The following is a 22,609-nucleotide window of genomic DNA, read 5'->3' as shown; positions in this document are numbered from 1 at the left end:
TTGCGACCACGCCAATTTCAGCTCAGCTCATCAATCGGCCCTCGCCGACGGCTCACACGGTCGGCTCAATAACCTGCTTCAGCTTCTCGCGAAGTTCATCCACGAGCACGCGGGTATTTTCGCTGTAGTCGATCGGCACGACGACGAGGTGCACACCGCCACCTTTGAAAGCGTTTTCGAGCGTCGGAATCAACGAATCCGTGCTTTCGACCCGCGAGCCTTTCGCGCCGTAGCTCTCGGCGTATTTGACGAAATCCGGATTCCCGAACGTGAGGCCAAAGTCCGGGAAACTATCGACCGCCTGTTTCCAGCGGATCATGCCATAGGCCGAATCTTCCAGGATCAGCACGACGAGATTCAATTTAAGGCGAACCGCGGTTTCCATCTCCTGCGAATTCATCATGAAGCCGCCGTCGCCGCAGACCGCGAGCACGCGGCGTTCCGGATGCAGCATCGCCGCCATCATGGCGGATGGCAGCCCGGCGCCCATTGTCGCGAGGGCATTGTCCAGCAGCAGCGTGTTCGCCACATAGGTGCGGTAGTTGCGGGCGAACCAGATCTTGTACATCCCGTTATCCAGCGCGACGACGCCGTCTTCAGGGATGACCTTTCGCACATCGTGCACGATGCGTTGCGGCGTCGGGGGCCAACGGTCCTCGGTCGCGCGATCGCCGATCCGGGCCAGGATACTTTCGCGAAGGCTTAACAGCGCGCCGGCATGATGCAGCCGCCCCTCGAGACGATCGGCCAGCAACTCCAGGCTCGGTCCAACATCGCCGACCACTTCGCACTGCGGAAAGTAGACCCGCTCCACGTTGGCCGGCGTGTAGCTGACGTGGATGACTTGAGGACCTTTGGGGCCCATGATGAAGGGCGGCTTTTCGATGGTGTCGTGACCTATGGCAATAATCAGATCGGCTCGGTCGACCGCTTCATGAACGTAATCGCGCTCGCTGAGTGCAGCCGTCCCCATGTAGAGGTTGCTGCCGCCGGGTACCGTTCCCTTGCCCATTTGTGTGGTGAAGAACGGAATTTTCGTGCGGCGGACGAAGCCGCCGATGCCGGCCGTGCTGCGCGGCCGGGACGCGGCGGCGCCGAGCATGATCAAGGGCCGCTTGGCCTTGAGGATCATGTCGGCAGCGCGATCCAGCGAGGCACGATGGGCGACCGGGATCTCGATCGGATGCGGCGCCACCATCGCGACGTCTTCGGATTCCTCGCCCGCGATGTCCTCGGGCAGTTCCAGAAGAACCGGACCCGGACGCTCTTCCATGGCGATCCGGAAGGCATCGCGAACGATTGTCGGAATGCCGCTTGTGCTGACGATCTGGAGCGACAGCTTGGTCAACGGTTTGAAAGCGCTAACCACATCGACGATCTGGAATTTGGCCTGTCGGCTGCTCATGATGCCCTTCTGGCCCGTGAGCATGATCATGGGCATGGCGCCGAGCAGCGCGTAGGCGGCGCCAGTCGTCAGGTTCAATGCGCCAGGGCCAAGCGTGGTGATGCACACGCCGGGCTTGCCGGTCAGCCGTCCATAAGTCGCGGCCATGAAGGCCGCGCCCTGCTCGTGGCGTGTCAGGATCAGCTTGATCGACGAGTTGCGCAAGCTTTCCACGACATCGAGGTTCTCCTCGCCGGGAACGCCGAAAATTCGGTCGACGCCCTCGTTCTCGAGTGCGGCAACCAACAAATCTGATCCCTTGGCCATCAGCGCGTCTCTCCCATTCGAATTCAATGCTCTCCGGACGCCGTCGCAGGCATGACGGGGCCGTCGTGTTTCAGTTCAGATCCGGCCATCGCCGTCGAGATAGCCTCGCGTCCGCGTATCCGGCATCCAGAGCGACGCGACCAGGGCGACCAGCGCCATCGCCGCGACGTACCAGAAGAACAGGGTTTCGTATCCGGACGATTTCAGCGACAATGCAACATATTCCGCCGTTCCGCCGAACATCGCATTGGCAATCGCGTAGGGAAGTCCGACGCCTAGGGCGCGCACCTCGGGCGGAAACAGTTCGGCCTTCACGACGCCACTGATCGAGGTATAGAAGCACGCAATCACAAGACCGATCATGATCAGGCCAAAAACGGCGTAGACGTTGGTGGTGCTGGACAATGCCATCAATAGCGGCACCGCAGCGAGGGTAGCGCATGCGCTGAACAGGATCATGTTGTTGCGCCGGCCGATCCTGTCCGATAGCGCCCCGAACACCGGTTGCAGCAGCATGAAGGCGATCAGGGCAGCGGTCATGATCGAGCTGACCGTCTTGGCATCCAGCTTCACGCTGTTGACCAGGAATTTCTGCATGTAGGTCGTAAACGTATAGAAAAATAGCGATCCGCCGATCGTGAATGCGAGAACGATCAGCAGCGCGCGCTTATGATGCCAGAGGCCGGAGAGAGAACCTGCCTCCTTGCGGTGCATGGTCTCCGCCGAGGCCGTCTCCTGCAACGAGCGGCGGAGATACAACGCCACAACGGCCGCGACGGCGCCGAACAGGAAAGGCACCCGCCATCCCCATTCCTTCAGCTCGTCGAGCGACAAGGTTTGCTGCAGAACCACGACAACGAGGAGTGCGAGAAGTTGCCCGCCGATGAGCGTGACATACTGGAATGACGAATAGAACCCGCGGTTGCCCTTGCCGGCAATCTCGCTCATATAAGTTGCCGCCGTTCCATATTCCCCGCCGACCGACAGGCCTTGTGCCATGCGCGCAAACAGTAGGAGCGCCGGCGCCGCGGCGCCGATTGTTTGGTACGTGGGGAGCATTCCGATCATCAGCGATCCCGCGCACATCAGCAGCACCGACAGCACCATCGAATTCTTGCGGCCATGCGCATCGGCGATCCAGCCGAACAGCCAGCCACCGAGCGGCCGCATGAAGAACCCTACGGCGAAAATGCCGGCCGTCGCCAGCAACTGGCTGGTCTGGTCGCCAGACGGGAAGAACGCCGCCGCGAAATAGATCGAGGTAAATGCGTAAGCATAGAAGTCGTACCACTCGACCAGATTTCCGGACGACGCAGCCACAATCGCCTTGATACGCGACAGCTTTTGCGCCGTGCTGTCAGCGGGGATTGCCGGGTGCGATGCAGCAACAGCGGTCATTTGCTTACCCTCCCAATCGACGGATGATGCTTTGAGTGAAGTCGCCAGTGGACGCTTTGCCGCCCAGATCGGGCGTGCGAACGCCGTCCTCGCGCAAGACCTGATCAATTGCCGTTCTAAGACGGTTTGCGAGATCAGGCTGATCAATGTGCTCCAGCATCAGCCCGACCGCCAGCAATAAAGCGAGCGGATTGGCGATTCCCTTGCCGGCAATATCCGGTGCCGAGCCGTGCACGGCCTCGAAGATCGCCGCATCCGGACCGATGTTGGCGCCGGGCGCCATGCCGAGGCCGCCGACCAGACCGGCGAGCTGATCCGACAGGATGTCACCGAACAAATTGGTAGTGACGATGACGTCGAACTGCCAGGGATTCATGACGAGCTGCATCGCCGTGGCATCGACGATGCGATCGTCCATCTTGACCCTGCCCTCGTACTTCTTTGCAACCTCGTGACCGACCTCGAGAAAGATGCCGGTCAGCGCCTTCAGCACGTTGGCCTTGTGCACGACGGTCACCTTCTTGCGACCGTTCTTGAGCGCGTAGTCGAATGCGAATTCGATGATCTTGCGCGATCCTTCACGCGTATTGACCCCGGTCGAAATGGCGACCGCGTGCGGATCTTCCCCAATTGGAATATAGTGTTCGAAAGCGACATAGAGCCCGCCGAGGTTCTCGCGCACCAGCACGATATCGATTTCGTCGAATCGTCCTCCGGGAACCATGCTTCGAACCGGCCGCAAATTGGCGTAAAGGCCGAATTCTTCGCGCAGACGAACATTGATCGAGCGGAATCCTCCCCCCACCGGCGTCGTTAGCGGGCCCTTCAGGGCGAGCCGCGTACGTCGGATGCTGTCCAGCGTCGCCTGCGGCAGCGGATCACGGCTTTCCTCGATCGCGGCCAGGCCACCCTGCTGGATGTCCCATTCGAATGGAGAGCCGAGCGCTTCGAGAATGTCGACGGCCGATTTCACGATCTCGGGGCCGATACCATCGCCTGGAATGAGCGTAGCGGGCCGCTTCGTTTTGGATTGAGCAGGCATTACTGTGTCCTCGAAGATGAGAGCCGCGGGGTTTTGTGAATGTCAGACATGCTGCCTTGCACTCAATGTACGGGGCTTGCGGCGGAGGTGGCGGGTAGCGTTTCCTGCTTGCTGATCCAAAGCACCGCGATGATCCCGGCGATTTGAAGCAAAGCCAGCGGTATCAAGGCCATGGGGAAGCTACCCGTCGCCTCCTTAATGACGCCGAGCAGCCACACCGCGCCAGAAGTGCCGATGTGCGACAGGGTATTGATGCCGGCAATTCCGGCCGCAGCAGTTGCCGGAGAGAGTGTCCCAGTCGCCAGGGCCCAGAATGGTCCCTTGATCGAATAATTACCGATCAAGACCACGCTCAGAATAGCAAGCGTCACGGGTAATGAGCTCGTGAGCATGGTCGCAAGCAGCGCCGTTGCGCATAACGCAAGTGGTATTGCGGTGTTTTGGGCATGGGCGTTCGACCTGTCCGAATATCTTCCCCAAAAGATCATCGCAACGGAGGCGATGCCAAATGGGATGGCATTCAGGAAGCCGGTCTCCATGTTGGACATCCCGAACGATTTCACGATCTGAGGCTGCCACAGCGACAACGCGTTGCTCGTGGCCGAGCTTCCCGCATAGATCAAACCGAGGATGAGCACATATTTGTTGGTCAGAATTTGCCACAGCGACATGTGGCCGACCTGCTTCGCCATCGATCGTTCCGACTGCAGGCGCGCGTCGAGCCAATTGCGCGCCTCCGGCTCGAGCCATTTTGCATCAGCGGGTTTGTTCGGAAGCCCGAAGAACGAGACCAGGCCGAGCAGGACGGCCGGAATGGCTTCAACGATGAAAAGCCATTGCCAACCACGAAGGCCGAGCACGCCATCCATCGCCAGCAAAGCGCCGGATATTGGCGATCCCAAAAAGCTCGATAGCGGTATCGCCACCATGAAAACCGCAACGATCCGTGCGCGATAGGCCGCCGGAAACCAGAAGGTCAGATACAGGATCACACCAGGAAAGAACCCGGCCTCCGCTGCACCCAACAAGAAGCGGCTCAGATAAAAAGTAATCGGCCCTACCGCAAAAGCGGAGAGAATACCGACTATCCCCCATGTGATCATAATGCGCGCGATCCAGATCCGCGCGCCAACTTTCTGCATCGCCAGATTACTGGGGACCTCGAAAAGAATGTAGGCGATATAGAACAGCGCCCCGCCCGCCCCGAAGGCAGCCTGCGTCAGGCCCAGATCCTTGTTCATTTGCAGGGCCGCAAACCCGGCATTGACGCGGTCAACGTATGAAATGAAATAGCACACCATGAAAAACGGAAGCAGGCGCCATGTAATGCGGCGCATGGTTTCCGCTTCGATCCTCGGTAGCGGCGCGGAATTCGTTGGCATGGCGTCCTCGTTTCGGGTTGACGGTCAGGCAGCGAGTTGGCGCAGGACGTATTGAAAAATTCCGCCGTTGCGGAAATATTCGAGCTCGTCGAGCGTATCGATGCGGCAGGTCAAGGGTATGATGGCCTTATTCGCACCATCGGACTCGCGGATCTCGATCGCGAGCTTCTGGAGATGCTGGGAAGGCCATTCTTTTCCGCTGCGGCAAGCGAATAGTAGGCGTAGCTCTTTGCACCGACGACAAGTGTCTGGCGTGCGCCGAAGCTGTTGAGATACTGCTTCATTATCAAGTCCCCCTTCGCTGGAATCGTCCGCCTCGCGCAGATCTGAAGCGGTCTATTTCTCCGATGCTGCAAAGGGATCGAGACCCGCTTTTTTCAGGGCCGGAGCAGCAGCAGCGGAAGCGAGGAAGGCAATCAGAGCCCGTCCGGCTTCCGGCTGACTGGCACCGGAGGTTATGCCTGCAGAAAAGATCGTGATTTTCTGGACGTCTGGCGGGAGCGGCCCGACAAGGTCGGCTCCAGCGATCGGCAGAAGTTCACTGATCTGTTGAAAGCCGAGTTCGGCGTCACCGCGTGCAACAACACTCGCGACCGGCTCCGCCGGAATCATTTTGGCCTTGTCCTTCATCTCGGCGGCGATCCCGAGACGCTTGAACAGCTCGGTGCCCACATAGACGCCGCTGGCGCTGTCGGAGTATGCAACTGACTTCGCGTTCAACAGTGCCTGCTTCAATGCGTCAGGAGTACCGATATCAGGCTTTGGCGTTCCGGCGCGTACCGCGATCCCGATCGGCGAGCGTACCAGGTCGACGCGGCTGGTTCTGACCGCCCTGCCCTGCTCGATCATCTCGCCAAGCGCGTCGCCGACCATGATGAGCACGTCCGCCGCCTCGCCGCGTGCCAGTCGCACGGGGATGGCGTTCTCCGTCGTTCCCATCGAGGGGCCATAGGCCGTGACGACCGTATTTCCCGTCGCGCGTTCAAATTGCGGTACGAGCTCCTTATAAGGCGTCGCCAAGCCTCCCGAGATCATGACCCTGACTTCGGACGCCTTGGCGATTCCAGCCGCGGCCGCCAAGACAATCAGCAAGCTTAGCGCAACTCGCCTGCGCACGACGATCGTCACGCTCATCGGCAATTTCCTTCGATGCAATTATTCGAGGACTGTGCTTGCTCGATGACGGTCGACGTCATCGAGCACTTTGGTGGTCACGTCCCTATCACCGTCTCGACCGAATTGGCGCCGGATAGCGCGCGTCGTTGTTGCGGCCTGTAAACGAGGTACGTCCCGGCCAGACCACAGAGCGCTGCCGCGCTCATCCAATATCCCGGCGACGCATTGTCACCAGTGGCAGCGATCAGCCAGGTGCAGATCGCTGCCGTAAACCCGCCGAACGTCGTTGCCAGACTATATGCGAGGGAGAATCCCGACGTTCGCACACCCACCGGCATGACTTCGGTCAATGCGACGATCATCGCGCCGTTGTAGCTGGCGTAGATGAAAGACAACCAAAGTAGGACCGTCAGCATCTTCGGGAACGTCGGGCCTGCGGCCAACCAGGAAAGCGCGGGATATGCAGTCAGAAATGCCAAAGTCGAAAAGGCGATGAGGATCGGCCGACGACCAATCCGATCGGACAACGAGCCCATGATGGGAAGCCAGATGAAGTTCGATATTCCCACGCAAATCGTCACGATCAGGCCATCGGCCGCGGTCAGCTTGAGGACCGATTTGCCGAATGTCGGCGTGTAGACGGTAATGAGGTAGAACGACACCGTGGTCATGATCACCATCATCATCCCGGCAAGCACAATGCTCCAGTTTGCGAGGATGGAGCGATAGATCTCGCGGGGTGTCGGATGATGCTTCCGCGCCAGGAATTCATCGGTTTCCTGCAGCGAGCGTCGAATGAAGAATACGAAAGGAACGATCAGGCAGCCGATGAAGAACGGAATACGCCAGCCCCAATCGTCAAGCTGCGCCGGTGCAAGCCATGCATTGAGAGCGAAACCCAGCGAGGCCGAGACGATGATCGCGACCTGTTGACTTGCCGATTGCCAGCTGGCGTAAAAACCCTTCTTTCCCGGTGTGGCCATTTCCGAGAGATAGACGGAAACCCCACCAAGCTCGACGCCAGCCGAGAAGCCTTGCAGCAGGCGTCCGATCAAGACGAGGATCGGGGCCAATATGCCAATGGTTGCGTAACTTGGCACGAACGCGATGAGCACCGTGCCGGCAGCCATGATCGACAGTGTAACGATCAGGCCTTGGCGCCGGCCGATCCGATCCACGTAGGCGCCGAGGATGATGGCGCCGAGCGGGCGCATCAGAAAGCCTGCGCCAAACGCAACGAAGGTCAGCAGCAGTGACGCGTATTCATTTTCGAGTGGGAAGAATGCCTTGGCGATGTACGACGCGTAGACGCCCGACAGAAAGAAGTCGAACATCTCAAGAAAGTTGCCACTGGTGACGCGGAGCACCATGCCAAGCTTCGACTGTCCGGTGGTAACCGTCATGCCGTCCTCCCTTTTATCGTTTATGTTTTTTTGTCTTGTTCACCCGTCTTGCAGGTGTTGCAAACTTGATCGCGGCCGGATTGACCGATACGCGAGGAGCGATCGTTCAAGCTACGATTGCTGCCTCATCGTATATCAGCTGCCTGTCACCAACCTGTCGCTGCCGCACTCCGCAAGAAAATCGGTTTGAAGACGACGCGCTTGATGAGCCGGCAGATATGGGGGGCTTCTCTCGGATGTTATTCCGTCTGAAATCCAGATCCCTGGATTTCTATCGATCCTGCAACGCGCGGCGCCACTCTTTGAGGAAGCTCGCTCGTTTCGATTGATCGAGATAGGTGAGCAATTCTGCACCAATATGGATCGGCTTGACTGCGCCGCTGCGATCCGCAGGTATCACGCCTTCCGCGCCGAGACCGAGGCGCACAGGACCGACTGACCGGGCCAGGAGAAATTTCTGGCCGCGTTCTGAAAGCAGGTAATCAAGAAACAATTTCGCCGATTCCGGGTGGGGCGCGGTGACGGGTATAAAGGCTATTCGCGACATCAAGGTGATGTAGTCGGCAGGAAACACGATTCCGATAGAGGCATCTTCCTTGGCCCGTTCGATCGCGTAAGACCCTATCATATTGTAGGCGAGCAGATGTTCGCCGGATGAAATCCGATCAAGCACCGTTCCGGTGGTCGAATAGAGCTTGATACCGGCGCTGCCAAACGCACGGACCAAATCCCACGTTGTCCTGGTGATTCCGGCATCGCGCGTGATGAACAGGAAACCGGTCCCGCTCTGCTCCGGGTCATAGGTTGCGATCTTACCTCGATAGATGTCAGGCTTTCGGCTTAGAAGGCTCTTCAGGTCAGTGCGGGTTCGGGGTACATCGGACTCCGCAACGAGGTTCTTGTTATAAACAATGACAATCGGCTCCGCCGTGATGGCATAGGCTTCGTCTTTCCAGATGGCCCAATCCGGGATATGCGCAATTTCCTTCGAGACATAGGGTTGAGCATAGCCGTCATTGACGAGCTTGATCTGCAGATCCATCGCGGAGCTCCAGACAATGTCTCCGGGTGCTGCGCTGGAGGTCGAGGGATCCACGACTTGATTGTAGATATCGTTCGAGTTGATCTTTGTATGGACGATCTCGATGTCCGGATGACTTGCCCGGAAATCGGCAAGCAAGTCGGCGACGTCCGCGTCCTGGGTCGTCGATACGATGTTGAGCTGCTCTCGAGCTCCGGCGATAGCGGATGCTTGCCCTTTGAGAGGGCCGAGCTGCGCCTGCTCCGACATGGCAGGCCACGTCAGCAAGATCCCAACGCACAAGGCCAAGGCTTTGGCAGCCGCCATCGTGACGTTTCCTCGTCCATGAGCCGCTTTGCGGACTTCAGTTTGTTCAGGACCGCAGCCATTCGTACGGCAGCGCACAATCCGGCCTCAACTTGAGCTTTCACCATCACGCTTGGCAAGAGGAAAGCTCACGGAAACCCGCAGACCCCGGCCTTCCGGGCCAGGTGCAAGCACGATTTGGGCCCCGAGACGGTCCGACAAGGCTTTCACGATGGCTAGTCCAAGACCACTGCCTGCAGGGCCGTTCGCCATCGGAATCCGATAAAAACGCTCGAAAACGCGGGCCCGATGGGCCTCCGGAATTCCCGGACCGGTATCCTCGACTTCAATTCGCGCGGTCGTGGCGTCAACAACCGCGCGAACCAGGACCATCCCCCCGGGGCGGTTGTAGCGGATCGCATTGTCGATCAGGTTTGCCAGCAATTCGCCAATCAGGACCGTATTGCCGGCGATGACCGCGGGACAGTCGGATCGATCGAACTGGACGTCGATGTCGTTCGCGAAAGCCTGTGGGGCACGCTCCGACAGGACATTGAAGGCGACCTCATTCAGGTCAACGTTCTCCGCGGCCGGTTGCGCAATGTTCTGCTCGTCGGCCCGTGCCAGTGTCACGAGCTGCCCGAGCAGCCGTTCAAGGCGGTTGATGGCGTTATCGACCTCGTCGAGGGCAGATTGGCCCGCCGGCGTTTCCGACCCCAGGCGTCGCACCAGATCGAGATGCGTCCGCAGTATCGCCAATGGGGTTCGCATCTGATGCGAGGCATCGGCTGTGAATCGGCGCACCAGTCCGATGGCCAGATCCAGCCGCTGTAGCAGGGAATTTACCGCGAGCGCCGGTGCTAAAGCTTCCTGCGGCACCCGGGAAAGGTCGAGCGGACTGAGATTTGGACCGCCCTGAATACCGCGCGCGTCGATTTCTTGCTTGAGTTCGCCAAGCGGCCTCAGGCCTCGATCGACGGCGTACCAGCCGAGGCAAGCGATGAGGCTAATCAACCCGGCCTCGAGCATCGCCAGTCCGATCAGCATTTCACGTTCGACGACGCGGCGCGCCTGCACCGTTTCGGCCACTGCGACGAGGACCAGCTCCGGCCTGCCGTAGACCTGCCGCGCCTGCGCGCCGATACGAACCGTTTTGCCGCGATACGCGCCATCGCGATGGCCGGTTTCGCCAGCCTTCAATCGATCGAAGCCGGATAGTGGAAGATCCTTGTAACCGGTGATCAATTCGCCGAGGTAAGTCACGCTGTAATAGATGCTGTCGTGCGACTGGCTTTCCAGCATGCCGAGCGCAACCTGCGGCAAGTCGACCGTCAGTTCGCCATCTTCCACGCCGACGCGTTCGGCGATGGCGAGAACCGACCCATCGAGCAACCGGTCATGAACTGTCTGCACAACGCGCTGGATCAGCAACATACCGCCGATTCCAAGCACCATCGCCAATACAATGGCGGGCGCCACCAGATTGGTGAGGAGCGTTCGCCTCAACGACGGCCGCCAGGTGGCGATCACTGTACCTCCAGCAGATAGCCTAGCCCGCGGACGGTTCGGATCCGCGGCCCGTCAGGACCGAGTTTCTGGCGAACGCGACCAACGTAGAGTTCCGCCGCGTTCGGCGCTACCGCCTCGTCGAAGCCAAATACCTCCGCGATCAGGCGCTCCTTGGAGACGACTTTGCCGGCGCGGGTCATCAGCACTTCCAGCACGGCAAACTCGCGCCGTCGCAATTCAAGCGGCCGGCCGCTCAGTGTAATCGTGCCCGCGGCGCGGTCGAACGCGAGCGGGCCACAGATCAAGGTTGGATTTGGAAGCCCCTGTCCCCTTCTCACGAGCGCGCGAACGCGGGCATCAAATTCGGCGATATCAAATGGCTTGGAGAGATAATCGTCAGCGCCGAGATCGAGCCCGCTGACCTTATCGCCGGTCGCGTAACGGGCAGTCAGAATCATGACCGGAACGGTCGACCCGGCTTGCCGTATCTTGTGCAGGACGCCGAAACCCGACACGTTCGGCAAGTTGATGTCCAGAATGATGAGGCTGTAGGGTTCCAGCAAGGCGGTCTGCGCCGCCGAAGCCCCGTCAGACTCGATATCGACGGCGAACCCGGACAGCTTGAGCCGCTCGGCAAGGCCGCGCGCCATGGCGGCATCGTCCTCGACAATCAGAATCCTCACTGAACAAACCCTTGCGTTCGCACCACCCGTGCGCGGGAGACGTCACCGTGAGGCTAGAAGGACAGTATCGAAAGATCAAATCGGAGCTTCCTCGCGGATGTACGGCTCGCATCCTTCGGACACTTCGCCAGGAGAGGGCCGCGTGCTTCCCGGCATCCCCTCCCTCGACGGTTCGACTTTGCCAGGCCAGTCCCCATATCGTGTGGCAACACGTAACGATACAGCGAGCAGCTTTGATGGCCAGGAGACGCGTGACGGAAACGGAAGCCGACGATCTCCCCCGCTATTTCGTCTGGGTGCGCGGTCTTGAGGGCCCCGAACCGCAGAAATGGATGGCGATGGATTTCGGCGTCGGTGACTGGAAACGGCCGCTCGTGCTCGCCTATCTCGAGCTACCTGAGGGCGAGCGACACTTGCCGTTGTCGGCGCTGGCCCGGCGATATCCGCCGCCGCGGGCAGAGGCTTCGTAGAGGGGCCATCCTGGACGGACGCGAGGATCTCGCCACCCCGTCAACCCAGGGCGAGCAACGCCGCATCACTGGCAGTACTGTTTTCCGCCATAGGTATGACATTTGCCGCCCTCGCTGCTGGCCGGAGCAGACGGCGCGCGCGGGCTCGGTTCGTGGCGGGACACCGCCTTTGGTTTCTGGGGCGACGGATCGGGACGCCGCTGGCACACGCCCTGGGCGTCCAGCACGAATTTGTTGTCACAGACGATCTGGACGCAGCGGTCGCCAACCGCCTTTTGCCCCCTCGCACAAACCAGCGGGCAGATGCGATCGGGCCGGGCGCGCACCGCATCGAGCGCGTCGAGGCTTGCGACCTTCACGTCGAATTTCGTACCGGCATATCTGTTGAAGCTGTCGAGCGCCTTTTGCGACGGTGCAGTCCAGGCGCCATCGGCCGCACCGGGATCGCAACCGACACGCTTCAGGTGCGCCTGGAGCAAGCGGGCGATGTCCGCAGGATCCATCGCTGGCACGCTAGTCGGCGCCACGGCGAGAGCAGCAGCGGGCGCGGCGGGCGGGGTCAGAGCGGCAAGCGTAGCCTGGCGCTCCTTCTCGCGCCGGTCTGCCTCGCGCTTCACCGCCTCGATCTGTTGCTGCGCCTCCAGCGCGGCCTGCTTCATCGCCTGCTCGACCTGAAGGGCCGCGTCCTCCGCCTGCCGGCGCGCCTCCGCAACCTGCCGCCGGGCATCGTCGAGCTCGCGCTTGGCCTGCTCGGCGATGCGTTGGCGCTCCTTCTCCAGATCGCGCCGGGCCTGCTCGGAGATCTGCTGCGTGGCCCGTTCCGTCTCACGCGCCGCCTGCTCCTCGATCTGTTTCCTGAAATCGTCGCTCTTCTGCCGGACCTGCTGCTCAGCCTGCCGCTGTACGGCATCGGCGTTTTCGCTGATTTTTTCTGCGGCCTCGAGCTTGTCGAGCGCCGCATGCGCAAAGTTGGCATAGATGCCGGTGGCATGAACGGCGAGAAAGGAAAGCCAGGCCTGCTTGGTGCCGGCCTGCGCTGCAAGCTCATAATCCCGCCGGGCTCCCGCGTTCGGATCGATCGGCGATGCAACCGGCGGCACCAGCGCCACGGTGTCGCCGCCGAGCGATCCGTAGACGAAGGGCTCCTGCCGCCGCCCCGTGCTCTTGAGCACCTCGTCGCGAACCCGGCCAAGCGTCAGGCGAAGGTCGAGGCCCGATGTCGCCAAATGATTGAGGAGCGCGGTCGCAAACGGGCTGTGCGCACCGTCGCCGTCGCCGGCGACCGCGCCGGCCTTGGCGGCGAACGCAATCAGCGTATCCGCCGTGGCGGGCTCGATCTTGGCGAGGCCGCGGCCCATCGAACGCGTGGCGACACTGCGTGTCATCCGCTCTGCAAACGGATTGTCGCGGCAGGCATCGAGGATGACGAGCCGCAGCCGCTTCGCCGGATTTATCGCCTGGAGAATCCGGTCCAGCGGAACCGCCTCGTCCTCGACGTCGAAATCGCTCTGCAGCCTGGCATCTGCCGGAATCAGGAAATTCGCGCCGTTCACCTCGATGCCGTGACCGGCGTAATAGACCACGGCCATGTCGGAATCCGCGGCAACCGCAGCAAAATCGCGCACCGCCCGCCGCATCTCGATGACGCCGAGATCGCGGCGAAGCTCCACGATATCGAACCCCATCCGCTTGAACACGTCGCTGATGGCGGCGGCGTCGTTGTCAGGATTGGCCAGCCGCGCGACGCTCTGGTAGTTGGACACACCAAGGACCAGCGCCACTCGCTTGTCGGCCTGCGCGGTCGTCGCCGCTGCCAGCATCAGAGCAATCGCCAGCGCAACACGGCCGGCCAGACGCTGCAGGCGTGACATCGGAGCCGGGAGGATCAATCCGACCATGGTGCAGGCTTCAATCCGTCAAGGGCCCTAGGCTGGCTCCGGGATGATTTCGAGGGTCTCCTCCCGTAAGTCAACCCGTCTGTGGCCTATCTCACTTCCCGGTGCCGCCGTGGGCGTCAGGCCAAACCTCCGGCGGCATGACTGCGGCCGACGAAGCTCGACGTGATCAAGGAGCCGTATCAGCAGTTCTACAAGAACAATGCCGGTACCGCGCGCATCTGGTGCAGCGACTGCCGGGCCCGCCCATGCCGCCGGACGAGCCAGTGCGACGAAGCAGTAGGCATCGCGTCGGGAACGCCAGACCGATGCCTTGCGCCCCCATGATTATGGGTGTCGCGGCGCCCGCACCGCGGCTAAACTTGGCCCTGCGCCGCGGGGGACACGCGGTGCAGGACGACGATGATCATGACCGAACAGGGCGAGACGGGTGAAGCCATCACCATCCTCCTCGTCGAGGACGACGCGCCGACCTGCTGGCGGCTCCAGGACGCGCTGGTCAAGGCCGGCTACGAGGTGCGAAGCGCCGGTACGCTGGGAGAGGCTCGTTCGGCGCTGAGCGCGGCTGTGCCGCGCGTGCTGCTCACCGATCTGCGGCTGCCCGACGGCCACGGCGTCGAGCTGATCCGCGAGACAAGGCAACGCTTTCCCGACACCGAGATCATGGTGATCTCGGCGCTCGGCGACGAAGAAAGTGTGATCTCCGCGATCACGGTTGGCGCCACCGGCTATCTCCTGAAGGATGCGTTCCCCACTGATATCGCCACCACCGTGCGCGATCTTGTCGCCGGCCATTCGCCGATCTCGGCCTCGATCGCCCGCTTCATCGTGCGCAGGACGCAAGGTTCCGCGCAGAATGCGGCCGAGCCTCCGCCGGGCCCCGCGCTCAACACCGCAAGGCTCACCCCACGCGAGATCGACATCCTCTGGGGCATTGCCAAAGGTTTCAGCTACGCCGAGATCGCAAGCCATCTCGGCCTGTCCCGGCAGACCGTGCCCGGCCACATCAAGAACATCTATCGCAAGCTCGAAGTGCACACCCGCAGCGAAGCGGTGTTCGAAGCGGTGCAGCAGGGCCTGATCAAGCTGTGAGCGAGATCGTGGCCAAGGCACCGGTCAAACCCGGGCGGCGCCGGCTGCTGGTCTCGCGTCTCGTGCCCTATCTGCTGCTGCAGGCGCTGATAGTGGTCGCGACCGTCCTCGGGCTGCGGCTGCTCCAGCCCAGCGACCCCGACGACTTTGCGCTGAGCGAATTCTCGCTGCGCGAGGACGGCGTGGCACGTCCCGTGACGCTGCCGCATTTTCACGTCGTCACGCTATTCCCTGGCCGACCCGCCGCTCTACACCGGCGCCTTCACGTTCCGCCGCGGCGATGTCGCGTCGGGATGGTCGGTATTCCTGCCGCGCTTCAGCAACGCGGTGGAAGTCTCAATCAACGGCGTCGTCATCCTGGATTCCCGACGCGATGCCAACGCCAACCGGCCCGACCGCAACACTCCGCAGATCGGGGCGATCCCGTCCTCGCTGCTGCGCGAGGGCGCGAACGAGATCGCGGTACGGCTGTTGGTTTGGGGACCGCTCAAGGGCTTTCTCGACACCGTCTATGTCGGGCCGGATGCGGCCTTGCGGCCGGCCTACGAGACACGCACGCTGATGTTCGTCACGTTGCCCGTGGTGTTCTCCGCCTGGCAGTCGATCCTCGCCGTCATCCTGGCGATCATGTGGCTGATGCGCCGCCGCGAGCCGGTTTACGGCGTGCTGGCCGTGGCGATGGTACTCGGCGTAGTGCAGGCCTTTGCGCCGCCACCGGTGCCCCCCCCTCAACACGTCCCGGCTCGCCGCGGTATTGCTCGCGTCCGCACCGATCGAGAGCGCCCTGGTCGTCGTCTTCGGCGTGCTGTTCTTCGGCTGGCGCTGGCCGCGCTACGGCATGCTGCTGTTCGCGCCGGGGCTCGTCGTGTTCGGCGTCGGACTGATCGCCGGCCCGCCGCTGCCGCGCATTCTGTTTCTCCTGCTTGGCATTCCTACCGTCGGTCTCTGCCTGCTCCTAATGGCCTGCGTCACCGCTGCCGCGGTGGTGCGGCGGCAGGACGCGGCAAGCTTCACGCTCGGCTGCGCGGTGACCATCGTGCTGATCTGCTGGGTCCACGACATGCTGTCGGTGTTCGAGATCGTGACCGACGAGCGCATCTTCCTCTCGCGCCTGTCCTACTCGGCGATGCTGGTCGCGATCGGCGCCGGCTTGACCTGGCGGTTCGCGCGCGCGCTGAACCAGGTCGACAGCTTTGCCGACCAGCTCGTGACGCGCGTACGTGAGGCCGAGGAGCGGCTGAAGGCGAGCTTTGCCCGCGAGGAGGAGCGCGCAAGGGCAGCCGCGCTCGCCAATGAGCGCACGCGGCTGATGCGCGACCTGCATGACGGCCTCGGCGGCCAGCTCATCAGCATCGTGGCACTGTCCGAGCGCGGGCACGAGGGCGCGACCATCACCGACGCTGCCCGTGCGGCGCTGAAGGACCTCCGCCTCGTCATCGACTCCATGGACGACATCGGCGGCGACCTGATGCTCGCACTCGGCTCCTGGCGCGAGCGAGCGACCGCGCAATTGCGACCGCACGACATCGCGCTCGACTGGCACGTGGCCACGCCGCAGGGGCTGCCGCTGCATCCCGAGCTCAGGCCATGGCATGTCATCCAGATCGTGCGCATCCTCGACGAGGCCGTGACCAATGCGGTCAAGCACGCACAGGCCCGCCGCATCGCGGTCACCATCGAGACGGTCGACGAAGGTCAGGGGCCGTTCGGTGTGATCAAGGTCGCGGATGATGGCAAGGGCTTTGCGAACGGTTCTGCGCCGGTCGGCAGCGGCAGAGCCACCGACGCGGGCCAGACCGCGCGGGGGCTTCGCAACATGAGGAGCCGTGCCGCGCGCTGCGGGGCGATGCTCGATCTGAGCTCGGATTCCTCAGGCACGCGCGTGCGGCTGCAATTGCCGCAGATTTTCCCCGACAGCGGTGCCGCCGTCGGCTGAAAAGCCCCCTCTCCGAACGTGTGGGACGCGCGGAGAGAGGGACGGGCCGGATGATTTGCCTGCGGAAGACGGGGGTTCGTCCGCAATGCTCCTTCGCCCGAACTCTTTCGTCTTTCTCAGCGCACGCCGACGCGATTGACCGGACCACCGCGATTCATCGGCGTGCCCGCACGCACGCCGACACCGGGCGCACCGACCCCGGGTGTCGCGACCGCGACTGCGGCGGCCGGCGCAGCGACCACTGCCGCTCTCGGCCGCACCACGCAGCCCTTGGGTATGCCGACCGTCTTGCAATAGACCACCGCCTGCGCCGGGCTCGTGCCCAGCGAGACCGTCGCCGCACCTGCCAGCGCCAAAATTGTCAGCCCGGCGCTCAGCGCTCCCGCTCTTTTCGACATCTTGCTCTCCTGCTTCCCGTTCGGCGTCCAGATGCAATCACCGGGTCTCGCGGCCGACGTGCAGCCTGAATGACAAAAGACGGCGCGCTGATACATGCCATGAAAATGGGGGTACGGCGGCGGGACGGGCTGGCCGATGCCATGAACATGGCATGGACCTGCGCCCGGCGCTCGCGAGATGGTCCGGCCCGCTTGATCCCAGGCGGGACCAACGACATTCCCAAGGAGGTGTTTTATGAAGATCTCGGTTCTTGCCGTGCTGCTGCTCGCCGCTACCGCCCAGAACGCCGCTGCGCAATCCGGTCCGACGCCGCAGGAGCAGATGACCTGCCGAAGCGACGCGAACAAATTCTGCGCCGAACATATCGGCAAGCCGCCACAGATGAATGCCTGCCTGCGCGAGAACAAGTCGAAGCTTTCGGACGGCTGCCGCAAGGTCGTGGAGTCACACGGCGGGTGAGTGCTCGCGTCCACAACACAAATCTCGGCGGCGTCAAAGCCGTCAGGCCATAGACGTCGATGCGCCGGTCATAGGTCGGGCGCGCGCACGACGGCGAGGATGGACGCTAATCGTCGTCGCCGAATAGCCTGATCTGCGGAAAGCCGCCGCGCGGCCTGCTCGGGACCTCGCGCGCATCGGCATCTTCGCGGATGTTGCGCGCGACGTCGTCCCAATCGGTGCGGTCGCGCATCCCACGCGGCTCGCGGAAATCGTAGTGGCGGCGCTCGGCCCAGCGCTCACGGCGCTCCGTCCGGCGCCGTTCAGACGTGGCGCGCTTGACGTCAGAATCCCTGGCCTTGGCATAGGCGTTGTCGGATGAGGATGACGGCTCTGTCGATGCTTGCCGCTCGGCAGGCTTTGCGACTTGCGGAGGCGACGCCGGTGGCGGTTTCGGGGGCTCCACCGCTGCCGCCTGCGAAGGCTGTTGCGCTGGCTGTTCAGCGTTGGCTTGAGTGGTCTGCGTGTCGGGCTTCACCGCTTCGGACTTTGCCTCAGGCTTGGACTCGGCCTTGGCGTCGGATTTGGCTTCGGCCTGCGCTGGCGCGGCGACCATGGCGCCGAAGGCTTGCGAGCCGGTGAGATATTGCAGCCGCTCGGATGGCGCTTCCGTCGTGGCGGGCTTGGCGTCAGCGCGCTGCGCGATCTTGCTGGTATCAGGCCCCTGCTTGGGCGAGACCGGATTCATGATATTGCCGGCGACAATGCCGCCGCCGAGACCAATGGCGATGGCTGCGACGATGGTTCCTGCACCGACGAAATAGGCTGTCGAGGCGCGCATTGGTCCACTCCCTCTTTGGAGCGGGCAACGCTTGTCAATTGCAGGATGTTCCCGATATAGCCGCAGTTCCGGAAGGAACTTGCGCGTCAGATCTGCTGCGCCACCTTCTCGAGCCCAATGATGCGGGCGAGCTTGCGCACTTCCTCTTTCTGGTCGTCACGCAGCTGGAACAGCAGCGGCATCGCGGCCGACTTCAACTGCTGGACCTCGTCGCAATTGGGATCGATCGGCACGCCCTGCACGTTCGGATTGGACAGCTTGTTTGCCGAGATCTTGCGGACAACGTTGCGCAGCGCGGTCTCGACCGACGGCCAGTAATATTCCTGCGACGACGACAACTTCAGACGGTCCCTGATGCCCGCAATCTGTACGTCGGACAACAGCGAATAGGATTTCTGCGGCTGCGGCTTGGCGACGACCTTCGGCTTGGCCGGGACTTCGACGGCAGGAATCTCTGCAGCGGCCGGAGCCTCGTTCACGCTCGCCTTGGGCATCGGGAAATCGGATGGCGTGGCGGCGGCAAACGCCTGACGCAGCGGCTCGGTCAGCACGGGCATTTGCGAGAGCTTGTCCGCCGGAACCTGAACCGGGTCGATGGCGGCCGAGGCTAGCGCCAGCGTCGGAACCAGACGGTCGGCCTTGGCGGCCCGATTGGTTGCAAGCAGCTTGGGCGCCGGCGCCTGCGTGATCATTTCGGCGCTGACGCTGGGCACGCTGTCGCGGCCGAGAATGGCGGTGGTGGCGGCGCCGAGGACGAGGAAGCAGGTCAGCACGACGATGGTGATGGCTTTCGACAAACGTCTCTCCGCAACCGGCTTCAAGTCCACGTGATCACTGCCCGCAAACTGGGCGAAAATTAAGGCTTAACCGTGCCATCGCGGCGGCAATCGCGCGGACTGCGGCGACATCATCTGGAAAGGTCAACAAAATCAAGCAGCTAGCGCCAGATCGTAAGCGTCCTGGATGTCGGCCACGATCTCCGAGGCCTCCCAGACTCCACGCGGCTCGACCGATTGCAGCGCCACCGTCCAATTGCCGCCCCGGCGGGTGCGGGGGACGCTGACGATGTCGAAGCGAACATTGCGGCACAGCGGGTGGCGGGCCAGCGCATGGGCCACGCGAACGCGAATTTCGTCCAGCGAAGCCGCCGTCTTGGCGTTGAGAAAGTCGAAGTCCATCGCCTGTCCCTCTCGGTCCTGATTGGCGCCTGAGGGGATTCTGGGCGATCGATGGTTAATCTGCCGTTAAGTGACCGCTTCTAAGGAGCGCTCGATTAACTGTGATGGAGGCGACGGGCCCTGTCGGTCTCCGGGTTTTTACGGGGAGAGGCGGCCACCCGCCTCTCTATACTCCGCGACCGTCCGCGCGACGAGATCGTTGGCCTCCATCACTTCGGTTACACCCGATATCGAATGCCCGCCGCTCCAGATATCGCGCCAGCGCTCGGGGCGGCTCTCGCGCGCGTTGACGTCGATGTCCTTGCCGACGTCGATTGCACCGCGCGCCGGCAGATCGTCGGGGTCGAGACCGGCTGCCAGGATCGACGGCTTGAGCATGCTGGTCTGCAGGCCCGTGAACGCGGTGGTCAGCAAGATGTCGTCCGCGCTGCCGTCGACCAGCATTTGCTTGTGACGCTCATCCGCCATGCTCTCCCGCGTCGCGATGAACTTCGTACCCATGTAGCCGAGATCGCAGCCGAGCACTTCGGCCGCGCGCAATGCGTGGCCGTCGCTGATGCCCCCCGCGAGCACGACGATGCCATCGTAGAACGCACGCACCGCGCGGACGAAGGCGAACGGGTTGAGCCAGCCGGTTTGCCCGCCCGCGCCGGCGGTAAGCAGCACGAGCCCGTCGGCACCTGCTTCCGCCGCGCGTTCGGCGTGGCGGATCGAGGCAACATCCGCAAGCACCAATGCGCCGACGTCGTGCAGCGGCTTGAGCACCGTCGTGGGCGAGCCGACCGAGGTGATGACGATCTCCGGCCTGTGGTGCAGCAACACGGCGAGATCCTGCTCCAGCCGTGCATTGGAGCGGTGCACGATCAGGTTTGGGCAAAGCGGCGCGGCCTTTCGGCCGGTTTGATCTTCATGCCACCGCAGCCGCGCTTCGATGTCGGTGAGCCATTCATCGAGTTGTTCGGTGCTACGGCAATTCGCGGTGGGGAAGCTGCCGATCACGCCGTTGCGGCAGGCCGCGACCATGAGCTCGACGCCCGAGACCAGAAACATCGGCGCGGCAATCAGCGGCAGGGCGAGACGACCGTGGAAATGTTGCAGCCGATCTGACGTCACGCGTGCCTCCCTCGCGCGGGCTTAGTCGTTCCATCCCGCATTCCCTGTGCTAGCGTCGCGGTAAACATTGGCACGCCGGAAGCCGATGACAAAGCAGCGAGGAAACATATGTCCGATCCGCTCCATGCATCGTCCCCAACTTGCGCGCAGGCGCTGCGGGCGCTGTCGCGCTATCCGGGCCGAACCGCGTTCGCGTGGCCCGGCGGATCGCTGAGCTATCAGGGCACCATCGACCTGATCGGGCACATCCAGGGCGTGTTCATGCGGCTTGGATTGCAGCCCGGCGCGCGGGTCGCCTTCCTCACCGCGAACCGCGCCGACACCTGGTGCGCCGGCGTTGCCGCGCAATTGTCGCGGCTCTGCGTCACCTGGCTGCATCCTTTGGGATCGCCGGGAGACCAGATGTTCCAGCTCGAGGATTCCGAGGCCGAGGTGCTGGTGGTCGATGCGGCCGCCTTCCACGATCGCGGCGGCGAGCTCGCCGCGCAGGCGACCTGGCTCAAGGCGGTGTTCACCACGGGACCGGCCAACTATGGCGTCGATCTCTTGCAGGCGATCGAGATCGAAGGCCATGCCAGCGCGCATTGCCTCGCCCGACCCGACGACCTCTCCACGCTGAATTACACCGGTGGCACCACCGGCAAATCCAAGGGCGCGTTGCGCTACCACCGCGAAAATGCCGGAGCCGCGGCCGCGATCCTCGCCGACTTCGAGATTCCCGATGGCGCGCGCTACCTCGCGGTGGCACCGATCAGCCATGTCGCCGGCACGAAAGTGCTACCGACCTTGATGCGGGGCGGCACCGTGCACATGCTGAAGGGTTTCGATCCCGAGGCGGTGCTGGGGACTATCGCACGCGAGCGCATCAACTTCACGCTGTTCGTGCCGACCATGGTCTATGTGCTGCTCGATCATCCCGCATTGAGCAGGACCGACCTCTCCTCGCTCGAGCTGGTGCTCTACGGCGCCTCCGCGATGTCGCCGAGCCGGCTGGTCGAGGGCATCGAACGGATCGGGCCGGTGTTCTCGCAGCTCTACGGCCAGACCGAATGCTACCCAATCTCGGTGCTGCGCAAGGCGGATCACGATCCCAAAACGCCCGAACTGTTCCTGTCCTGTGGCTTCCCGATCGCGGCGTGCGAGGTCAAGATCCTCGACGACAACGACCAGGAGGTGAAGACGGGCGAGGCCGGCGAAATCTGCGTGCGCGCTCCGCATGCGATGGCGGAGTACTGGAAGCGGCCCGACACCACCGCCGAGACGCTCAAGAACGGCTGGGTGCACACCGGCGACATCGCTCGTAAGGACGATCGCGGCTACATGTTCATCCTCGACCGCAAGAAGGACATGATCGTCTCCGGCGGCTTCAACATCTTTCCGCGGGAAATCGAAGACGTGCTGTCACAGCACGCCGATGTGGCCATGGTTGCGGTCGTCGGCATCCCCGACGAGAAATGGGGCGAGGCCGTGACCGCTGTCGTCGTCCTGCGCGAAGGCGCAAAACCTGACGCCGATGAACTGATCAATCTGGTGAAGACGCGAAAAGGCTCGGCTCATGCACCGAAGCAGATCCAGTTCGTCAAGCAACTCCCGATGACCGGCGTCGGCAAGGTGGACAAGAAGATGCTGCGCGCGAGCTTTTGGAGCGGGCGGGGCCGGATGGTGGGATAGATAAG

20 protein-coding genes and 1 pseudogene are annotated in these 22,609 nt (G+C 62.7%); 6 read left to right on the top strand and 15 right to left on the bottom strand.

Features of this window, described 5'->3' with window-relative positions:
• Positions 1–52: 52 nt before the first annotated feature.
• The 4 genes from RX329_RS04150 to RX329_RS04135 form a co-directional block, all read right to left on the bottom strand.
• On the bottom strand, positions 53–1,711 hold the full coding sequence (locus RX329_RS04150; RefSeq protein WP_018453170.1) for an acetolactate synthase large subunit: 1,659 nt from the start codon (positions 1,709–1,711) through the stop codon (positions 53–55).
• 75 nt (positions 1,712–1,786) lie between these two features.
• Positions 1,787–3,109: an MFS family transporter gene (locus RX329_RS04145; RefSeq protein ID WP_018453169.1), complete on the bottom strand. Its 1,323-nt coding sequence runs from the start codon at positions 3,107–3,109 to the stop codon at positions 1,787–1,789.
• 4 nt (positions 3,110–3,113) lie between these two features.
• Positions 3,114–4,151 (bottom strand): isocitrate/isopropylmalate dehydrogenase family protein, encoded by a 1,038-nt coding sequence (locus RX329_RS04140; protein ID WP_018453168.1) that lies wholly within the window; start codon positions 4,149–4,151, stop codon positions 3,114–3,116.
• Positions 4,152–4,213: 62 nt separating this feature from the next.
• Positions 4,214–5,533: an MFS transporter gene (locus tag RX329_RS04135; protein ID WP_026232474.1), complete on the bottom strand. Its 1,320-nt coding sequence runs from the start codon at positions 5,531–5,533 to the stop codon at positions 4,214–4,216.
• A 36-nt stretch (positions 5,534–5,569) separates the two neighbouring features.
• On the opposite strand from RX329_RS04135, the gene RX329_RS04130 reads away from it, so the two are divergent.
• Positions 5,570–5,749, top strand: coding sequence for a hypothetical protein (locus tag RX329_RS04130; RefSeq protein WP_143273402.1), 180 nt, complete (start codon positions 5,570–5,572; stop codon positions 5,747–5,749).
• A gap of 120 nt (positions 5,750–5,869) precedes the next feature.
• Here RX329_RS04130 and RX329_RS04125 read toward each other — a convergent pair whose 3' ends face one another.
• The 5 genes from RX329_RS04125 to RX329_RS04105 form a co-directional block, all read right to left on the bottom strand.
• The gene (locus tag RX329_RS04125) at positions 5,870–6,667 is read right to left on the bottom strand and encodes a substrate-binding domain-containing protein (RefSeq protein WP_018453165.1); all 798 of its coding nucleotides are present in this window, start codon (positions 6,665–6,667) and stop codon (positions 5,870–5,872) included.
• Between the two features lie 77 nt (positions 6,668–6,744).
• A complete protein-coding gene (locus RX329_RS04120) occupies positions 6,745–8,052 on the bottom strand; it encodes an MFS transporter (protein ID WP_018453164.1) in 1,308 nt (435 codons plus the stop codon).
• A gap of 271 nt (positions 8,053–8,323) precedes the next feature.
• The gene (locus RX329_RS04115; protein ID WP_085350789.1) at positions 8,324–9,400 is read right to left on the bottom strand and encodes an ABC transporter substrate-binding protein; all 1,077 of its coding nucleotides are present in this window, start codon (positions 9,398–9,400) and stop codon (positions 8,324–8,326) included.
• Positions 9,401–9,487: 87 nt separating this feature from the next.
• The gene (locus RX329_RS04110) at positions 9,488–10,909 is read right to left on the bottom strand and encodes a sensor histidine kinase (RefSeq protein ID WP_018453162.1); all 1,422 of its coding nucleotides are present in this window, start codon (positions 10,907–10,909) and stop codon (positions 9,488–9,490) included.
• Positions 10,906–11,571: a response regulator transcription factor gene (locus tag RX329_RS04105; protein ID WP_018453161.1), complete on the bottom strand. Its 666-nt coding sequence runs from the start codon at positions 11,569–11,571 to the stop codon at positions 10,906–10,908. The genes RX329_RS04110 and RX329_RS04105 overlap by 4 nt, the downstream gene beginning before the upstream one ends.
• A 236-nt stretch (positions 11,572–11,807) precedes the next feature.
• On the opposite strand from RX329_RS04105, the gene RX329_RS04100 reads away from it, so the two are divergent.
• On the top strand, positions 11,808–12,041 hold the full coding sequence (locus RX329_RS04100) for a hypothetical protein (protein WP_026232472.1): 234 nt from the start codon (positions 11,808–11,810) through the stop codon (positions 12,039–12,041).
• A 65-nt stretch (positions 12,042–12,106) separates the two neighbouring features.
• On the opposite strand, the gene RX329_RS04095 is transcribed toward RX329_RS04100, so the two are convergent.
• The gene (locus RX329_RS04095) at positions 12,107–13,939 is read right to left on the bottom strand and encodes a caspase domain-containing protein (RefSeq protein ID WP_085361114.1); all 1,833 of its coding nucleotides are present in this window, start codon (positions 13,937–13,939) and stop codon (positions 12,107–12,109) included.
• A 405-nt stretch (positions 13,940–14,344) separates the two neighbouring features.
• Here RX329_RS04095 and RX329_RS04090 point away from each other — a divergent pair, with 405 nt between their 5' ends.
• On the top strand, positions 14,345–15,028 hold the full coding sequence (locus RX329_RS04090) for a response regulator (protein ID WP_018453158.1): 684 nt from the start codon (positions 14,345–14,347) through the stop codon (positions 15,026–15,028).
• Positions 15,025–16,964, top strand: a pseudogene (locus RX329_RS04085) (ATP-binding protein). The gene RX329_RS04090 and the pseudogene RX329_RS04085 overlap by 4 nt, the downstream one beginning before the upstream one ends.
• 116 nt (positions 16,965–17,080) lie before the next feature.
• Here the strand turns inward: RX329_RS04085 and RX329_RS04080 are convergent.
• Entirely contained in the window at positions 17,081–17,362 is a 282-nt protein-coding gene (locus RX329_RS04080) for a hypothetical protein (protein ID WP_026232471.1), read from the bottom strand.
• Positions 17,363–17,597: 235 nt separating this feature from the next.
• Here RX329_RS04080 and RX329_RS04075 point away from each other — a divergent pair, with 235 nt between their 5' ends.
• Positions 17,598–17,822: a cysteine rich repeat-containing protein gene (locus RX329_RS04075; protein WP_085350793.1), complete on the top strand. Its 225-nt coding sequence runs from the start codon at positions 17,598–17,600 to the stop codon at positions 17,820–17,822.
• A 106-nt stretch (positions 17,823–17,928) separates the two neighbouring features.
• On the opposite strand, the gene RX329_RS04070 is transcribed toward RX329_RS04075, so the two are convergent.
• From RX329_RS04070 to RX329_RS04055, 4 genes are all read right to left on the bottom strand, one after another.
• Entirely contained in the window at positions 17,929–18,642 is a 714-nt protein-coding gene (locus RX329_RS04070; RefSeq protein WP_085350794.1) for a hypothetical protein, read from the bottom strand.
• A gap of 86 nt (positions 18,643–18,728) precedes the next feature.
• Positions 18,729–19,439, bottom strand: a complete 711-nt coding sequence (locus RX329_RS04065) for a hypothetical protein (protein ID WP_018453153.1) — start codon at positions 19,437–19,439, stop codon at positions 18,729–18,731.
• Positions 19,440–19,571: 132 nt separating this feature from the next.
• Positions 19,572–19,820, bottom strand: coding sequence for a hypothetical protein (locus RX329_RS04060; protein WP_018453152.1), 249 nt, complete (start codon positions 19,818–19,820; stop codon positions 19,572–19,574).
• Between the two features lie 138 nt (positions 19,821–19,958).
• Entirely contained in the window at positions 19,959–20,933 is a 975-nt protein-coding gene (locus RX329_RS04055; protein WP_085361115.1) for an NAD(P)H-dependent flavin oxidoreductase, read from the bottom strand.
• Positions 20,934–21,041: 108 nt separating this feature from the next.
• On the opposite strand from RX329_RS04055, the gene RX329_RS04050 reads away from it, so the two are divergent.
• Positions 21,042–22,604, top strand: coding sequence for an AMP-binding protein (locus tag RX329_RS04050; protein WP_085350796.1), 1,563 nt, complete (start codon positions 21,042–21,044; stop codon positions 22,602–22,604).
• Positions 22,605–22,609: the final 5 nt, after the last annotated feature.

The organism is Bradyrhizobium sp. BWC-3-1 (assembly GCF_032917965.1).
Lineage (GTDB): Bacteria > Pseudomonadota > Alphaproteobacteria > Rhizobiales > Xanthobacteraceae > Bradyrhizobium > Bradyrhizobium canariense_D.
Note: the sequence above shows the minus strand (reverse complement) of the source record. Positions and strands in the feature narration are given on the sequence as shown.

Coding starts and splice junctions, on each gene's coding strand:
- RX329_RS04090 (WP_018453158.1), top strand. CDS start 14,345: ATGACCGAACAGGGCGAGACGGGTGAAGCCATCACCATCCTCCTCGTC.
- RX329_RS04080 (WP_026232471.1), bottom strand. CDS start 17,362: ATGTCGAAAAGAGCGGGAGCGCTGAGCGCCGGGCTGACAATTTTGGCG.
- RX329_RS04140 (WP_018453168.1), bottom strand. CDS start 4,151: ATGCCTGCTCAATCCAAAACGAAGCGGCCCGCTACGCTCATTCCAGGC.
- RX329_RS04100 (WP_026232472.1), top strand. CDS start 11,808: ATGGCCAGGAGACGCGTGACGGAAACGGAAGCCGACGATCTCCCCCGC.
- RX329_RS04135 (WP_026232474.1), bottom strand. CDS start 5,533: ATGCCAACGAATTCCGCGCCGCTACCGAGGATCGAAGCGGAAACCATG.
- RX329_RS04120 (WP_018453164.1), bottom strand. CDS start 8,052: ATGACGGTTACCACCGGACAGTCGAAGCTTGGCATGGTGCTCCGCGTC.
- RX329_RS04075 (WP_085350793.1), top strand. CDS start 17,598: ATGAAGATCTCGGTTCTTGCCGTGCTGCTGCTCGCCGCTACCGCCCAG.
- RX329_RS04050 (WP_085350796.1), top strand. CDS start 21,042: ATGTCCGATCCGCTCCATGCATCGTCCCCAACTTGCGCGCAGGCGCTG.
- RX329_RS04145 (WP_018453169.1), bottom strand. CDS start 3,109: ATGACCGCTGTTGCTGCATCGCACCCGGCAATCCCCGCTGACAGCACG.
- RX329_RS04125 (WP_018453165.1), bottom strand. CDS start 6,667: ATGAGCGTGACGATCGTCGTGCGCAGGCGAGTTGCGCTAAGCTTGCTG.
- RX329_RS04115 (WP_085350789.1), bottom strand. CDS start 9,400: ATGGCGGCTGCCAAAGCCTTGGCCTTGTGCGTTGGGATCTTGCTGACG.
- RX329_RS04060 (WP_018453152.1), bottom strand. CDS start 19,820: ATGGACTTCGACTTTCTCAACGCCAAGACGGCGGCTTCGCTGGACGAA.
- RX329_RS04095 (WP_085361114.1), bottom strand. CDS start 13,939: ATGGTCGGATTGATCCTCCCGGCTCCGATGTCACGCCTGCAGCGTCTG.
- RX329_RS04150 (WP_018453170.1), bottom strand. CDS start 1,711: ATGGCCAAGGGATCAGATTTGTTGGTTGCCGCACTCGAGAACGAGGGC.
- RX329_RS04070 (WP_085350794.1), bottom strand. CDS start 18,642: ATGCGCGCCTCGACAGCCTATTTCGTCGGTGCAGGAACCATCGTCGCA.